Here is a 15,905-nt window from a genome sequence, read left to right as displayed (position 1 = left end):
TGATTACAGTTTTAAGTCATAAGTAAAAGCGAGATAATACAGTCCTCCGATTTCAGGACCTGCGGCATACTGAAAATAACGGCGGTTCAGTAAATTGGTAGCTCCAATCTTAATATTCGCATGAATTTCAGGCAGTTTCCATGTTGCCTGGGCATCAATGGTGTAATAAGCCGGAATTGCTCCCGATGCCAAAGGGCTTTCCCACATAAATCCACTCTGCCATCTTGCGACAAGCGTAAATCCTATATTTTTAACAATTTCTCTGTTTCCTACACTTACATTCACCATCCATTTCGGAGTGTTGAAAGCAGTGATAAACAGATCTGAAGTATTACTGGAAGCCAGATCATTATAAGAAACATTGGTATTGATATTATAATTTCCTGTAATATTATAACGAATCCCTAAAGATGTTCCATAGCTTTTGTAGGTACTATTGCTGTTCGTATAAACCCTATATCTGTCCTGCTTGCTTCTATCGAGCATCGCAAGAACAGCAGTATTGCTTCCTACCTGGCTGTTTTTTGGAACCGCCACTTCTACCTGCCCAAGGAATCCTTCATAAATGTTATAATAGAAATCCCAGTCCAGCACCAGTTTATTATTGAAAAAAGTAGACTTATACCCTACTTCAAATGAATTGATCTTTTCCGGCTGTAACTTCTGCAGATTGGCTGCCGTTAAAAGCTGTTTGTTATCCTGAGCTGCCTGAGACTGGGTTTTTCCTGCATCTACATCTGCATTCACAGCTGAGGTGAATTTATCAATGGAAGCCAGCGTATAGGAATTTTCCAGATAACCTAATCCGTCATTTACTTTTGAAAGACCGCCTACTCTTCTTACATTTCCGTTGTTGACGAATGAAAGTGCTTCAAATAACGAAGGAAAACGATATCCGTTTTGAAAAGAAGCTCTGAAGTTATGCTGCTTTACAGGAGAATAGACCACACTTATTCTTGGATTCAGTTTAGCTTCAAATTCCGGGTTTCTGTCGATCCGTAAAGCGGCATTGATTTTTAATTTATCATCAAAGAAAAGTCTGGTAATTTGTGCAAAAGCTCCATATTTCTGATAAATAACATCTTCCCCGAAGGTACCGTTGGCTAAAGGAATATTTCTTTCATTGACCGGACGATTGAAATCAACAAAATTATTTCCATCCGGAGTAATGCTGTACAAACGGTAGTCTACACCAGCAATAAGGTTGAAAACTTTCACAAACCTGCTGAAATCGTAGGTAAGTTCCCCCTGATAAAAACGGGATTTCTGTTCAAGTTTTGCTCCTCCTGTTGCCGGAGCTCCTGCTACTCCTCCATTGGCTGAATCCCAGTTATTAATTCCGATGATGGTATTTTTTAATTGCTCAAAGGCTGCCGTTCCCGGTACAACTCTGTTTTTATCTGCTTGCTGACGGGCCAGGATAAATGCATCGTTAAGATTCGCACCTGCATTCAGATTATTCTGAAGAGCGGTCTGAAATATATTTTTCCAGTTGGTATTGGAAAGATTCGTCAGATCAAGATTATCTGCCAAAGGTTTCAGGTTATAAGAATCTCCTGTATTTTCTATGGATACATAAGCTCTGAAGGTCAGTTCTTTTCCTGTCAGTTCTACTTTATGATTCTGAACCGTGGCATTTTGCAAACGGATTTTATTTCCTCTCTGGAAAGTTCCATCCAGTAAGCCATAGCGGTACACATAAGAAGTTCTCCACTGATCTCCGAAACGGTAATATAATCCTGCGTCAAACTTGATATTTTTCACATCAGGACTCACCAGATCTTTCTCCAGATATCCTGTCCTCGAAACGTTGAATGTAGTAGGTTTCCCATTGTAATCCACTTTTACGGCTACACGATTATTTCTTTCATCACCGTATTTATTCCAAAGGTCTTCTGCCGGATTATTGGCGAGTGCAAAATTGGGATTGGCAGTGACTAATGATGCCGGATTCTGATCGGTCTGATTATTGGAAATCCAATCTGTTCCGCTGAAATAGGAAGCATTCACCTTAACGGCAAAGTTTTTATTAATCACTTTTGCAAAACGGATGGCACTTTCTCCCAGAGAACTTATTTTATGGTTCACATTGTCTACATGATTCACTCCGCCACGGAAATAAACACTTATTCCTTCAGACGTAAACGGATCTTTGGTCTGTAAGCTTGCCAGTCCGTTGATGGCATTCATTCCGTACAACGCTGAAGCCGCTCCCGGAGTGACTTCCATCGACTGGATATCCAGTTCCGTAGGTCCTATTGCATTTCCCAATGGTACACCCAACGTTGCCGACTGTACATCTACCCCGTCCACCAGCTGCATAAACCTGAAATTATTAGGCGAATTGAAACCTCTCGAATTAGGAATCTTTAAAGTAAGACTTGAGGTTAAAAGCTGTAACCCCTTTACATTTTCCAATGTCTCATAGAATGAGGCTGCCGGACTTTCCCTGATGGTTTTGATATCAATTTTTTCAATGGCTATCGGTGATCTTAATATCTTTTCCGGAACTCTGGATGCAGAGATCACTACGTCATCAATAATGGTATTCTGAGGGTTAAGTCCTACTGTTATTTTATTGGAAGGTGAAAGTATTTCAACGGTTTGACCTGTGAATCCATCTTTCTTAATTACCACCCGGAACGGAATGGTAACTCTTGTTCTGAGCTTAAAGTTACCTGCCTGATCCGTTAATGCGGTATCCTGCGTGTTTTCGATCTGTACTTTTACAGAATCGAGACCTTTGTGTGTACCTGTATTTTTGATGCTTCCGCTAAGCTCTATGAGTTGCTGCTGTGCTTCCGCCAGGTTAAAAAATAGAAATGTAAATGCGATAATGCCTGCTTTAGGTAGAAAATTTCCCTGCTTTTTGTTTTTCATTTTTTCTTCATTTTTTAGGTTGAGAATGAAGCTGTCTGAATTTTTACTTCTATGATGAAAGTCTTATATGCTGTTTAATATTATCATTGAAGGGCTTAGAATTCCTCCTTTGGAGGGGTGGTGAAAATTCAAAGAATTTTTGACGGGGTGGTTTAAGCCATTAATATTATTGCTGAGGTTGCTTCACCTTCGGTTCGCAATGACAGTCCGGTAAAGTTTCATAATAATTAAAAAAGACTTCAAACAGCTTAGATTGTATTGTTATTTAAGAATCAACAACACATACACATTCGTCTCCCTGAATGAAGAGGTTGAGTTTTTTTGTTTTTTTTCAGATCATAATGAAAAGTAGCCATATAATTAATTTAAAGTGTGTAAGTAACGGTATGAAAAATCGCCAAATGTTTCTTCTGCAAGTCTTTTCTGTACATATATTCCGAAAAGTTCATCCAGAGTGGTAAGAATTTCTTCTTCATTAATATTTTCTTTAAATTTTGTGTTCAGTCTCATTCCTAATCGGTCTCCTCCGATGTGAAGGTTATATTTCCCATAAGCTGTCCCAACAAATCCGATTTCAGCATTTGGGGATCTTCCGCAGCCATTAGGACAGCCGGTCATACGGATGGTAATATCTTCTTCCAACAGACCATATTTTTCAAGAATAGGTTCTATTTTCGTGACCAGAGAAGGCAGATAACGCTGAGCTTCCGCTAAAGCCAGTGAACAGGTATTCAGGGCAACACATGCAACAGAATTTTTACGTAAGGCACTTGCGTTGTTGGTATGTTCTGAAATTCCGTGTTCTTCTAAAATGTTTTCAATTTCGGGCTTATCTTTTTCATCAATGTCAGCCAGGATAAGATTCTGGTTACAGGTAAAACGGAAATTGGCTTTACCCGTCTGTGCGATTTTTAACAAACCTGATTTTAAAGGATATTCTGCTGTATTAAGGATTCTTCCGTGCTCTACAAATACGGTGTAAAACCATTTTCCTTCATGATTCTGAATCCAGCCGTAGCGGTCTTTTCTTTGTGTAAAATTAAATTCTCTGGCAGGTTCAAAGCTGAAGCCTGTTCTTTTTTCTACTTCAGCCCTATACTGGTCGATACCCAATTTATCAATTGTGTATTTTAATCTTGATAATTTTCGGTCGCTTCTGTTTCCAAAATCCCTTTGTACTGTGATGATTTCATAGACAGCTTTCAATACTTTTTCTTCGGTATCTACAAATCCAAGGATGGATGCAAGACGTGCGTAGGTAGCTTCATTTCCGTGAGTTGCTCCTAATCCTCCTCCGGCAGCGATATTGTACCCTACAATTTTATCATTTTCGATAATCGCAATTAAGGCAATATCATTGATGAATACATCCACATCATTATTGGGCGGAACAGCAATTCCTATTTTCAGTTTTCTAGGAAGATATCTGTCCTGATACAGAGGATCTTCCTCTGCTTTACGGTCTACCAGAAGTTCATCATCAATCCAGATGTCATAATAAGATTTCGTTTTAGGAAGGCACATCTCACTGATTTTTCCTGCCAGTTCGTAAGCTTCCTGCTGTAAAGGAGATTCCGAAGGATTCGCTGTACAGGTTACATTTCTGTTGACATCTCCACAAGCCGCAATCGAATCCAGATGCTGAAGATTGAAGCTCTGAATGGTAGGTCTTAAATGAGACTTTAATATTCCATGCAGCTGAATGGTTTGTCTTGTGGTTACTTTTATAGTTCCTGTGGAATGATCTTCAGCGGTTTCATTCAATCCTACCCATTGTTGCGGAGTTAAAAAACCACCGGGAAGCCTAAGCCTGATCATGTAAGAATACAGCCATTCCAGTTTTTTAGAGACACGCTCTTCCCTGCGGTCTCTGTCGTCCTGTTGGTACATTCCATGAAATTTGATCAGCGTCTGGTCATCTTCCCTTATGGCTCCGGTAAATTGATCAGCAAGGCTTTCTTTTAAAGTTCCTCTAAGCCCGTTGCTGTTGGTCTTAATCCTTTCTACCGGTGAAAGGTTTTCTTTATCGTTGTTCATAACTTGTTTCCTTTAATTTTTTGAGTACTTCTTTTAATACACATCTTTAGCATATCTGCCACTCAGCTCCATTTCTTCCAGATAGTTAACAGCCTCTTCTTTGCTGCGTTTTCCTTCATTCTGAATAATCGTGAGTAGGGTTTGTTCCACATCATAAGCCATGGGTTCTTTGGCTCCGCATATGTATACGGATGCTCCGCCTTCCAGCCAGTAAAATACTTCCTGAGCTTTTTGTTCCAACCTGTGCTGAACATACACTTTTTCATGGGTATCTCTGGAAAAAGCAAGATCTAAATGCGTTAAGCTGCCTGTTTTAATAAAATCCTGAAGTTCAGCCTGATAAAGAAAATCCGAAACAAAATTTCTGTCCCCGAAAAACAGCCAGTTCCTTCCTCCTGCGCCTGTAGCATCACGTTCCCAAAGGAATGATCTGAAAGGTGCAATCCCTGTTCCCGGACCAATCATGATGATATCTTTATCCGCTTCCGGCAGTTTGAAATGTCCAGCCTCCTGAATATAAAATTCCACTTCTTCTCCTTCTTTGAATTCACTCAGAAAACCACTGCATAATCCGTTATGTTTCCGATTGTCAATAAAGAACTCCGATTTGGCAACCGTAATATGAATTTCTGTGTCACCATGAGCTTCCGGAGAAGAAGAAACTGAGTAAAGACGTGGTGCCTGAGCAGTTAATATCTGCATTATTTCTTCAAACTCATCGGCATTTTTCACCGGATAAATCCTAAGCAGATCAAGAAGGCTTAATCTGACTTCCGGAATGGAATGTCCCGTTATTTTTGCATATTGAGCTACTACAGATTTAAGCAAATAGCTGATGTTAAGATTTTTATGTAACAATTCTTCAACTGAAGCTGTAACCTTAGATGTTTCTATCTGTTTCTGAGGATCAATTCCTGTCAGCGTAATAATTTCGTCCACTATTTCTTTAGAATTGAAAGGGATTACTCCCAGAGAGGCACCAGGCTGATAACTAAGTGCTTCTTCTGTTTCAATTTCTATATGATAGGTTTCTTTTGCAGACGTAATATCATTGAGATTGATGATGGCTGAAACTTTTCCCTGATATTTCTTTCTTCCGCTAGAAACCTTAGGTGTCGTGATGATTTTTGGACTTTGACCAGCATTTTTATGAACCGTTTCAAATACATGTTCTATCCAGTGAGAAGCTTCTTGCTCGTAATCGATATCACATTTCTTTAATGGAATGATACGCTGAGCACCCAATATTTCAAAACGTGAATCTACATCTTCTCCTGTTTTGCAGAACTGGGGATAGCTGCTGTCTCCCAAGGCGAGTACTCCATATTTAAGTCCGCTAAGATTAATTTCATTTTCATAAATATAATCGTAGAACTTTTTGGCAAGGGCTGGTGGTTCACCTTCTCCCTGAGTGCTGATGACTACGAAAAAGAACTCTTCTTTTGCCAGATCTTTGGGCTTGTATTGGGAAAGGTCAGCCAGTTTCACCTGAAGTCCTTTTTTCTTAACGATACCTGCCAGTGTGGTAGCCAGTTTTTTGCTGTTTCCGGTTTCTGTTCCGTAAGCGAGTGTTATTTTCTTTACAGCATTCTGTGCAATAGTATTCGTTTGCTGTGGTGGTAAAACGGCTGTGAGTGCTGACACTCCGGCAATACCTGCCAGATATCCGCTTGCCCATATAGCTTCATCTCGGGAAAGGTCTCCGGAGATTTGTTTTAATACATTTAATTTAGTTTCAGACAGCATATTCAAAGAAATTTTGAGTTGTTGGGATTAAACTTCCGTTTTCCACTGATTTGAAGTAAAGGCCTTCCTGTTCTGCATTTTCAAGCCATGAAAATTCTTCATGCAGATTAACAATTTTACCAACCACCACCAATGAAGGTGAAGCAAAGTTTTTGTCTCCGAATTTTTCATTAAAATCATCAAATGATGAAGTGTATACCTTTTGATAAGGTGTTGTAGCCTGTTCAATGACTGCAATTTTTTTATCACTTGAAATCCCTAGCTGTATAAGCTTTTCGACAAGAGGAGTAAGATTTCCTTTAGACATGTAGAAAACAAGGGTATCATTGGTCAAAGCAAGCTCTTTCCAGTATTCTTCACTTACGATTTCCGATTTATAATAGGTCAGAAAACGAACGGATGTAGAGTACCCTCTTGCCGTTAAAGGCATCCCTGCAAATGCAGCTGCTCCTAACGCCGCTGTAATTCCCGGAATGATTTCGTAAGGAATATGATTCTCTTTTAAAGCCTGCAGTTCATCAAGAATATTGGAAAATATGGAAACATCTCCCCCTTTGAGTCTTACAATGGTTTTATTCTGAAGAGCATATTCCACCATCAAAGTATTGATATGAGACTGAGGGGTGGAAGCATTTTTACTGCATTCTTTTCCTACATAAATGATTTCTGTGTTTTTATTAACGTAGGTTTCCAGAATCTCGGGGCTTACAAGGCGGTCACATAAAACGACATCAGCTTCTGCGATTGCTTTTACTGCTTTTACGGTGATCAGTTCAGGGTTGCCGGGTCCTGCACCGATAAGGTAAACCTTTGGTGATTTTATATTTGTTTTCATTGAAGTAGTTGTTAATTAAGGGTTTAAAAGAGTCCCTCTACCGACAGATATCTTTCTCCGGTATCGTAATTGATGGTAAGGATTTTAGCGTTAGGCGGTATTTGCGGTAAATGTTTGGCGATGGCTGCTAAAGAGGCTCCAGTAGAAACTCCGACAAAAAGGCCTTCTTTTTTAGCTGCCTTAAGCGCGTATTCATAAGCTTCTTCTTTGCCTACTGTAATTACTCCATCTAAAAGGGTAATATCCAGGATAGAAGGTACAAAGCCTGCTCCCAATCCCTGTAATGGATGTGGCGCGGGGCTTCCTCCGCTTAAAACAGGTGATAATTCCGGTTCTACTGCGAAAACTTTTACGTTTGGATATTTTTCTTTAACCACTTTTGCAATTCCAGTGATATGTCCTCCGGTTCCTACTCCGGTAATGATATAATCCAAGCCGTCCGGGAAGTCTTTTAGAATTTCCTGAGCGGTGGTTTCTACATGTACTTTTACATTAGCAGGATTGTCAAACTGTCTTGGAATCCATGAATTGGGGGTTTCTTCAGCCAGTTCATTGGCTTTTTCAATAGCACCTTTCATTCCTTTTTCTCTTGGAGTAAGCACGAATTCTGCCCCGTAAGCTTCCATGATTTTACGGCGTTCTATACTCATGCTTTCCGGCATGACAAGAATGAGTTTGTATCCTTTTACAGCAGCTACCAAAGCAAGACCTATTCCCGTATTTCCGCTTGTAGGTTCTATAATGACGCTGTCCTTATTTAATAATCCTTTGGCTTCTGCATCTTCAATCATTGCTAGTCCAATTCTGTCTTTAATGCTTCCGCCCGGATTGCTTTTTTCAAGTTTGATCCAGATTTCATGATCTGAACTGAAAAGTTTATTAATTTTCACGACGGGTGTATTTCCAATCGTTTCTAATGCATTCTGAAACTTCATATCTATCTATTTTTATTTTTTTAAATTACAAAGGTTAAAGATTCCGGTAAAGAACTATTATCCTTTATTTTTATTTCACTTTTATGGTAGACCAGAGAATTGGCGGGAACATCCTGTGTCACCCAGACATTTCCTCCTATGATACTTTCTCTGCCTATGGTGGTTTCGCCTCCCAGAATGGTAGCTCCCGAATAGATAATCACATCATCTTCAATATTGGGATGTCTTTTCTGATGGGCTTTTTCTTTGGAAACATTCAATGCTCCTAGGGTAACGCCCTGATAGATTTTGACATTGTTTCCGATAACCGTTGTTTCTCCGATCACGATTCCTGTTCCGTGATCGATGAAAAAAGACTTTCCAATGGTGGCTCCCGGATGTATATCAATTCCGGTTTTACTGTGGGCATATTCTGAAATAACCCGTGGTAAAATTTTCACTTCCTGAATCCAGAGCTGATGCGAAATACGGTAGACATACGTGGCAAAAAAGCCGGGATATGCCAGGTATACTTCTTCCAGAGAATCGGCGGCAGGATCAAATTCCAAAATAGATTTTGCATCCAGCACCAACTGATCATACAGTTCCGGCAAAACTTCATAAAACTTACCGACCTGTTTTTCAGTAAGGATTTTATCTCCTGTTACAATATTAATCAGATCATAAAGTGTTTTCTGAATGGCTTCAAAATTTTTTTTCAGCTGATCTTCAGTATTGTCACTCTGAGGAAGGAAAAGTGTTTCATACAAATCCTTTACCCATTTTTTTGTCTTTATTTTATCAAAGAATCCATGAATATTATTTTGTTTGGTCTGATGAATTCTTTGAATTAATTGATCGGAAATTGCCATTTTTTCTATTGAATTATACAGGCTGCTACCGTTGAATTGGACGTTTCATCCACCAAAATGGCAGAGCCTGTTGTTTTATTATTAGTAAAACTGTCATAGACCAAAGGCTGTGCCGTTCGGAGTGTAACTTTCACAATTTCATTCAGTTTAATTTCGCCATCGGCCTGTTCCCGGACAAGAGTATTGACATTGATCTTGTAATCTACCTCTTTTACAACTGCTTTTACAAGTTTGCTGTTCTGCTGCAAAAGGTATTTATTCCCCGGCTGCAGAGGTTTCTGATCCAGCCAGCATAAAAGAATTTCAAGGTCTTTTTCTATTGCGGGAACATGTTCTTCCGTAGTAAAAATATCTCCGCGGCTGACATCTACATCATGAGCGAGATGGATAACGGCAGGCTGACCTTCAAAAGCTTCTTCTTTTTCAATCCCATTGATCTCAATTTTGGTGATTTCAGTGGTCAGATCTGCGGGAAGAATATGAATTTTGTCTCCTTTTGTGAACTTTCCGCTTAAAATTTGTCCGGCATAGCCTCTGTAATCATGGAGTTCTTCAGTCTGAGGACGAATTACATACTGAACCTGGAAACGGCTTCCGTTATTTTTTTCTTCGTGCAGCTTTACTTCTTCAAGATATTCGAGAAGGGAATTTCCTTCGTACCAGTCTGTTCTGGAAGATTTTGAAACAATATTGTCTCCTTTCAATGCTGATATCGGGAAGTAGCTTACCTCATTTAATCCCAGATTTTCTGCAATTTTTGCATATTCTGATTTTATATTTTCAAAAACTTCTTCGGAATAATCTACCATATCCATTTTGTTGATGGCTACAGCTACTTTTTTCAGTTGTAATAAAGAGGCGATGATAGAGTGTCTTCTGGTCTGCTCAATCACACCTTTTCTTGCGTCAATCAGAATAACCATCAAATCAGAGTTGGATGCTCCGGTGATCATATTACGGGTATATTGCACGTGTCCTGGAGCATCTGCAATGATAAATTTTCTTTTTGCGGTTGAAAAATAGCGGTAAGCAACATCAATCGTAATTCCCTGTTCTCTTTCAGCACGAAGACCATCCGTTAAAAGGGCGAGGTCTACTCCGTCTTCATTTTTATTTTTGGAATGTTTTTCAAGGACTTCCAACTGGTCCTGCAAAATACTTTTGCTATCGTAAAGCAGTCTTCCGATAAGGGTACTTTTACCGTCATCTACGCTTCCTGCTGTTATAAATCTTAATATATCCATCCGATTGTAATTATAAATGATAAGTGATAAATTATGAATGATAATTGATAAAAATGCTTTGTGTAATCATTAATCAATTATCTTTTATCATTGATTAAAAATAGCCTCCTTTTTTTCGGTCTTCCATGGCGGCTTCTGTTACCCTGTCATCAATTCTGGTTTCCCCACGTTCTGAAATTCTGGTGGCTACAATTTCTTCGATAACAGCATCTATTGTTACAGCATTGGATTCTACAGCTGCAGTGCACGTCATATCTCCTACGGTACGGTAACGGATTTTCTTTGTGGTGATAATATCCTCTGGTTCTAGCACAACGTGGGAAGAATTGGCCAGCCACTGACCGTTAAAGTCGATCACTTCTCTTTCATGCGAAAAATAGATGGAAGGCAGTGCAATTTTTTCTCTTCGGATATAGTTCCAGATATCAAGCTCTGTCCAGTTGCTGATTGGGAAAACTCTTACATTTTCTCCTTTATGGATCTTTCCGTTGAAAATATTCCAAAGCTCAGGACGCTGAAGTTTAGGATCCCACTGTCCGAATTCATCACGAACGGAGAAGATTCTTTCTTTAGCTCTTGCCTTTTCCTCATCTCTTCTGGCGCCTCCTATACAGGCATCGAATTCAAATTCTTCAATCGTATCAAGAAGTGTATAGGTTTGCAGCCAGTTTCTGCTTGGGAATTTACCTTTAGCCTCAGTCAGTTTTTTACTTTTTATGGTGTCTTCCACTTTTCTGACTACCAGATCTACATCTAACTGTTTTACCAGCTGATCACGAAAATCCAGTACCTCCTGAAAGTTATGCCCGGTGTCTACATGAACAAATGTAAAAGGGATTTTCCCGTGGAAGAAAGCCTTTCTTGCCAGATGAGCCAGTACAATGCTGTCTTTTCCTCCGCTGAATAGTAAAGCAGGACGTTCAAACTGACCCGCAACTTCTCTTAATATATAAATAGATTCGGCTTCCAGCTGATCTAAATAGTTTAACTGATGTATTGACATTTTTTTCTTTTTTATTGATGAATATGCAGACCGCATTCTTTTTTGTTGGCATCTTCCCACCACCAGCGGCCGGCTCTGAAATCTTCCCCTTCTTTGATGGCTCTGGTACAGGGTTCACATCCTATGCTTACAAAACCCTTTTTATGGAGGTGATTGTAAGGTAAGTGATGATCTTTTACGTATGCTGTCACCTGTTCTGTGGTCCAGTGAAGAATGGGATGAAATTTTATGATCTTATTATCCGGATCCCATTCCAGCTGCGGCATGTTCTTTCGGTTGGGAGAATGTTCGGATCTCAAACCTGTAATCCATACTTTATAGCCTTCCAGTGCTTTTTTTAAAGGGTGAACCTTTCGGATAGTACAGCATGCTTTCCTCTTTTCTACAGATTGGTAGAACGAATCAGGGCCATTTTCTGTAACAAATTCTCTGAGCTCTTCCGTATCCGGATAATAGGCTTTGATGTTCTTTTTAAAGAAAGCCTTCGTAGATGTCCAGGTTTCATAGGTCTGCTCAAAGAGTCTTCCTGTATCCAAAGTGAAGATTTCAATATTTAAATCTTTTATCAGATGAGTGATGACCTGATCTTCATAACTGAAACTGGTTGAAAAGATCACTTTTCCCGGGAATCTTTCAGTCAGTATTTGCAGCCCATTAGTTTGAATAGAAGCTTCAGAAGCCTCTTTTACAAGATTTTCGAATTCATTTTTCAGACTGTTTTCCATTTTGAATTGAGATTTAAGTCTTGCAAATATATATAAAATTCTATAACTCCTATCAAAATAGTAGAATTTAAATGTAAAAAATTTTATTTTTCATTGATAAACTTTGTCAGAGTGGCTTCCATCATACTTTTTCTGGTTTTTTCACGAACGATGATTAATTCTTTTCTCAGATAGCAGATTGCTTCATCAACACAATCATCGCATGGTTCGTAAAAATTTAAAGATACACAAGGCGTAAGTGCAATGGGTCCGTCAAAAATACGGTAAATATCTGCTAATGAGACCTCATCTGGTGATTTTAAAAGATAATACCCTCCTATTTTACCCTGCTTGCTGTTGACAAGTTTGGCTCTTTTAAGTTCAAGAAGGATTTGTTCCAGAAATTTCTTGGGAATGTTCTCGTCCTGTGCAATAATGGAAGTTGGCAGAAAGCCCTGGTTATAATTCCTTGCTAATCTGACCATTGCTTTAAGCGCATATTTGCAACGTTTCGACATCATAATTTCTGCAAGTTATGATAAATTATTGTATAAATGAAATGTTTTTATAGCTGAAGAGTTTGTATTTTAACACAAAAGTCACAAAAGATTTTAAAACACTTAAATTGATTTTAAGTAACAGATAAATTGCTGAGAAGTTCACTAAAGCTTAAAAAAATCTTTGATTTTTTATTGCCTGAGATTATTTTAGTCTAAAAATATGCACAAGCATTTGTGTAAATCTGTGAAATCTGGGGGAAAAAAGTATTCAGTAAGTTCACTTTTTTTGCAATATAAAGTAAGCCAGTTCTCTGTCTTCTCGCGCAAGGTTTTCAATTCTGCCGAAACCGCTTTTCAGCAGTACTTTCTGAGATCCGACATTATCAAGATCGGTTACGGCAACGATATCTTTCTTATGATTTAATGAAGAGCAATAGTCAACAAGTGCTTTACATACTTCTGTCCCGAATCCTTTACCCCAGTAATTTTCGCCTAAGGTATATCCTATTTCTATCTGTTCTGGGTTGTCTAGAAAGATTCTTGCCAGGCACATTCCTACAAAATCCTGATTCTGAGCATTAAATATTCCCCATCTGCTGAATGAGCTTTCCTTGTAACTGCCCAATGCTTTGTCAAACATTTCTTTATACTCTTCAGGAGTTTTGTAAGGAAGATATCGGGTAACGTTTTCATTTTCAAAAAGAGTAGAGAATAAAGGAAATTCTTCAGATGTAAATTCACGGATGATAATCCTGTCGTTTTTATACTGCATTGAAATGTAATTACAGAATAAAAATACGTAAATAAATGAAGAATTGCTCATAAACAGGATAAAAAATTGGGCTTACAAATTAAGCCCAATCAACTGCATATGAATACTGAACTATTTTTTAATGAATTTCTGGGAAGATTTCCCTAAAGAAGTTTCAATATCAATTAAATAAGTTCCGCTCTGGCAGTTTTTAAGATCAACTTTATGGCCAGTAACCGGAGCATTAATCTTTCTTCCTGACAAATCATAAACAGTAACTGATTTAATTTCTCCTTTTGTTTTAATATTCAATACATCAGAAACCGGATTTGGATAGATAGATGTTTCTGAGTTTGTTGTATCAACGTCTGCAGTGGATAATAGTGTACAAGGTGTTGTAATACTGCCATATGGTTGTGTATTATATCTAAACTCAGTTACAGAATAACCGGAACCATTGGCCCCAACAATCAGTTTGAAATAGCCGTTAATATTGTAGCCTTCGAATTGGTTTCTAAAACCAACATAGGCTGTTTTACCAGACCAGGTAGTATATGTAGGAGTGTACACGTCAAGTTGTCCGGGAGTACCAATTGGGTAACCTATATTATTTGCATTAGTTATAGTGGTGCAGGCTGGAATTAAACTGATATTTCTTGTTCCTGTTTCACATACTAATCCTTTCCAATAAGTTTCCAATTTTAATTGATTTGCGCCATAGTACCAAGCGCCATATCCTGCATCATCACTAAGCTCCGGGTTAATGATAAAATATTTCCATGGAGCTCCGGAGTTGGTTGTTACGGTTGTTGCTATTGGGTTGGCATAGCTTTCCAGAGGAGTCCCTGTAACTATTTTATAAGGATCTTTATAAGAAAAAGTTAATGCTAAAGCTGTCGTTGACCCTAGTGAAGTTGTGCCTCCTGTTATAGCTGGATTCAGGAATGTAATTGATGAATTCAGGACCTGACTTTTGGGATGACTGGTTGCAGCACCATTTATGGTAAGTGTAGCAGTTGTTGGGCTTGTAACTACTATCGCTGCTGTTAGTCCTGCCGGTAATGAAGACGTGAAATGTGTTCCTGCTGTAAGAGTTGTTCCATTGGGTACGGCAAATGTTGCTGAATTTAGTGTAATTGTTGATGTAGGAGCAGAGGCTACTGTTCCATCTAATGACACCCTACCGCTATTGTCTAAGTTCTCTGTAAATGTACTGTTGCTAAGCGTTAGCCTAGGTGGCGTATTAGCAACTCCGGTTGCTGCTAAGTTGGCAGGCTTCCATAAATTTATTCTTGAAGGATGGTTTAATGCTGCCAGCATTCTGTTAACCTGTCCATTGGTAAACATTTTATAACAACCGGCAGAACCATTGTATCCCATATAGTTTTCAATATTTACTTTTTGGCCAAGACAATTGTTACCCGCTGTACATCCTAATCCTGAAGACATATTTTCTACAGGAGTGTCTGCAACTCCATCCCCATCATTACCTGGATTTGAAGTTGAACAAAGAACATTGAACGTGTGTTGAAGATTGAGCCAATGCCCAAATTCGTGAGTGAATGTATCAGAAAATTCGTTTGAAGCTACTGTTCCTGCAGCATTAAATATATAACGTCCATTATAAACAACTCTGGCTGTATTTACTGAAGTCATGTATGAATCCGGATACCAGGCAACTCCTGATTGATATAAATCCTTATTAGCATATAGGTCATTTTGGATATACACATTCATATACTTTGTATTATCCCAAGCATCGGTGCCAATTTCTGCATCATATCCGCCTCCATTGCCATATCCGCCTTTGAAAGGGTGAAATACTACTCCACTTGTTGCTTTTCCGGTTGGATCAATTTTAGCTAATCGAAATTCAATGCTTAAAGCTCCTCTGATAGATTGGAAGTCAGGATCTACAGTGTTTGAATCAGTGTTAATTCCATTGAAATTTAAGTTGATTTGTTCCAGTAAGTCAACTACTTTTTTGTAATTTACTTTTACATTACTTTGAGATTCTCCATACACATGAAAAACCACAGGGATGATGTAGGTTGGATTGCTGATCCTATTATTCAATGAATTTTTGTTTGATCCCATTTTTTTTATGAAATCTTGAGTGTATTTTTCAAATTTTTCATATTCAGCCTTAGATTCAGGATGCAGTTCAAAATGTTTTTTCATCATTTCATCTGCTTTACACTCATGAGGTCTGTTTTCTTGAGCAAAACCTATTATTGGAAATAGGGACATAATTAATAATGATTTAAATTTCATGGTTTTTTGGATTTGTGTGTTAATAAATTATTTGAATAATCAAATTGTTTTGGACTTAAAAATGTTTTGATTGTCTCTATATAGTCTTAGTTTTTAAAAGTTATATCATTAATAAGATGTTTTGTAAGAAATATTTCTAATTTTT

The 15,905-nt window shown here is 38.4% G+C and carries 12 protein-coding genes; all 12 read right to left on the bottom strand.

Features of this window, described 5'->3' with window-relative positions; genetic code table 11:
* Window positions 1-3: 3 nt before the first annotated feature.
* Window positions 4-2,880 carry a TonB-dependent receptor gene (locus C8D70_RS01625; protein WP_110366180.1) on the bottom strand — a complete coding sequence of 959 codons (2,877 nt, stop codon included), beginning with the start codon at window positions 2,878-2,880 and terminating at the stop codon, window positions 4-6.
* 360 nt (window positions 2,881-3,240) lie between these two features.
* Window positions 3,241-4,917, bottom strand: coding sequence for an NADPH-dependent assimilatory sulfite reductase hemoprotein subunit (locus C8D70_RS01620; RefSeq protein WP_110366179.1), 1,677 nt, complete (start codon window positions 4,915-4,917; stop codon window positions 3,241-3,243).
* A gap of 33 nt (window positions 4,918-4,950) precedes the next feature.
* Entirely contained in the window at window positions 4,951-6,663 is a 1,713-nt protein-coding gene (locus C8D70_RS01615; RefSeq protein WP_110366178.1) for a sulfite reductase flavoprotein subunit alpha, read from the bottom strand.
* On the bottom strand, window positions 6,653-7,498 hold the full coding sequence (gene cobA / locus C8D70_RS01610) for a uroporphyrinogen-III C-methyltransferase (protein WP_110366177.1): 846 nt from the start codon (window positions 7,496-7,498) through the stop codon (window positions 6,653-6,655). The genes C8D70_RS01615 and cobA overlap by 11 nt, the downstream gene beginning before the upstream one ends.
* Before the next feature lie 23 nt (window positions 7,499-7,521).
* Window positions 7,522-8,433: a cysteine synthase A gene (cysK, locus tag C8D70_RS01605; protein ID WP_076594721.1), complete on the bottom strand. Its 912-nt coding sequence runs from the start codon at window positions 8,431-8,433 to the stop codon at window positions 7,522-7,524.
* A 20-nt stretch (window positions 8,434-8,453) separates the two neighbouring features.
* Window positions 8,454-9,284 (bottom strand): serine O-acetyltransferase EpsC, encoded by an 831-nt coding sequence (gene epsC / locus C8D70_RS01600; RefSeq protein ID WP_076594722.1) that lies wholly within the window; start codon window positions 9,282-9,284, stop codon window positions 8,454-8,456.
* A gap of 5 nt (window positions 9,285-9,289) precedes the next feature.
* On the bottom strand, window positions 9,290-10,528 hold the full coding sequence (locus tag C8D70_RS01595; protein ID WP_110366176.1) for a sulfate adenylyltransferase subunit 1: 1,239 nt from the start codon (window positions 10,526-10,528) through the stop codon (window positions 9,290-9,292).
* 94 nt (window positions 10,529-10,622) lie between these two features.
* Entirely contained in the window at window positions 10,623-11,531 is a 909-nt protein-coding gene (gene cysD / locus C8D70_RS01590; protein WP_076594724.1) for a sulfate adenylyltransferase subunit CysD, read from the bottom strand.
* Between the two features lie 11 nt (window positions 11,532-11,542).
* The gene (locus tag C8D70_RS01585; protein WP_110366174.1) at window positions 11,543-12,256 is read right to left on the bottom strand and encodes a phosphoadenylyl-sulfate reductase; all 714 of its coding nucleotides are present in this window, start codon (window positions 12,254-12,256) and stop codon (window positions 11,543-11,545) included.
* A gap of 83 nt (window positions 12,257-12,339) precedes the next feature.
* Window positions 12,340-12,756 (bottom strand): RrF2 family transcriptional regulator, encoded by a 417-nt coding sequence (locus C8D70_RS01580; protein WP_076594726.1) that lies wholly within the window; start codon window positions 12,754-12,756, stop codon window positions 12,340-12,342.
* Between the two features lie 256 nt (window positions 12,757-13,012).
* Window positions 13,013-13,507, bottom strand: coding sequence for a GNAT family N-acetyltransferase (locus C8D70_RS01575; protein WP_110366370.1), 495 nt, complete (start codon window positions 13,505-13,507; stop codon window positions 13,013-13,015).
* Between the two features lie 111 nt (window positions 13,508-13,618).
* Complete coding sequence (locus C8D70_RS01570; protein ID WP_181416078.1) at window positions 13,619-15,736, bottom strand: zinc-dependent metalloprotease; 2,118 nt, start codon at window positions 15,734-15,736, stop codon at window positions 13,619-13,621.
* Window positions 15,737-15,905 lie beyond the last annotated feature (169 nt).

Origin of the sequence: Chryseobacterium sp. CBTAP 102, from assembly GCF_003201365.1 — a bacterium.
Taxonomy (GTDB): domain Bacteria; phylum Bacteroidota; class Bacteroidia; order Flavobacteriales; family Weeksellaceae; genus Chryseobacterium; species Chryseobacterium candidae.
Note: the sequence above shows the minus strand (reverse complement) of the source record. Positions and strands in the feature narration are given on the sequence as shown.

Excerpts from the sequence above, each read along its gene's own strand:
- C8D70_RS01625 (WP_110366180.1), bottom strand. The coding sequence starts at position 2,880 with ATGAAAAACAAAAAGCAGGGAAATTTTCTACCTAAAGCAGGCATTATC.
- C8D70_RS01620 (WP_110366179.1), bottom strand. The coding sequence starts at position 4,917 with ATGAACAACGATAAAGAAAACCTTTCACCGGTAGAAAGGATTAAGACC.
- C8D70_RS01615 (WP_110366178.1), bottom strand. The coding sequence starts at position 6,663 with ATGCTGTCTGAAACTAAATTAAATGTATTAAAACAAATCTCCGGAGAC.
- cobA (WP_110366177.1), bottom strand. The coding sequence starts at position 7,498 with ATGAAAACAAATATAAAATCACCAAAGGTTTACCTTATCGGTGCAGGA.
- cysK (WP_076594721.1), bottom strand. The coding sequence starts at position 8,433 with ATGAAGTTTCAGAATGCATTAGAAACGATTGGAAATACACCCGTCGTG.
- epsC (WP_076594722.1), bottom strand. The coding sequence starts at position 9,284 with ATGGCAATTTCCGATCAATTAATTCAAAGAATTCATCAGACCAAACAA.
- C8D70_RS01595 (WP_110366176.1), bottom strand. The coding sequence starts at position 10,528 with ATGGATATATTAAGATTTATAACAGCAGGAAGCGTAGATGACGGTAAA.
- cysD (WP_076594724.1), bottom strand. The coding sequence starts at position 11,531 with ATGTCAATACATCAGTTAAACTATTTAGATCAGCTGGAAGCCGAATCT.
- C8D70_RS01585 (WP_110366174.1), bottom strand. The coding sequence starts at position 12,256 with ATGGAAAACAGTCTGAAAAATGAATTCGAAAATCTTGTAAAAGAGGCT.
- C8D70_RS01580 (WP_076594726.1), bottom strand. The coding sequence starts at position 12,756 with ATGATGTCGAAACGTTGCAAATATGCGCTTAAAGCAATGGTCAGATTA.
- C8D70_RS01575 (WP_110366370.1), bottom strand. The coding sequence starts at position 13,507 with ATGCAGTATAAAAACGACAGGATTATCATCCGTGAATTTACATCTGAA.
- C8D70_RS01570 (WP_181416078.1), bottom strand. The coding sequence starts at position 15,736 with ATGTCCCTATTTCCAATAATAGGTTTTGCTCAAGAAAACAGACCTCAT.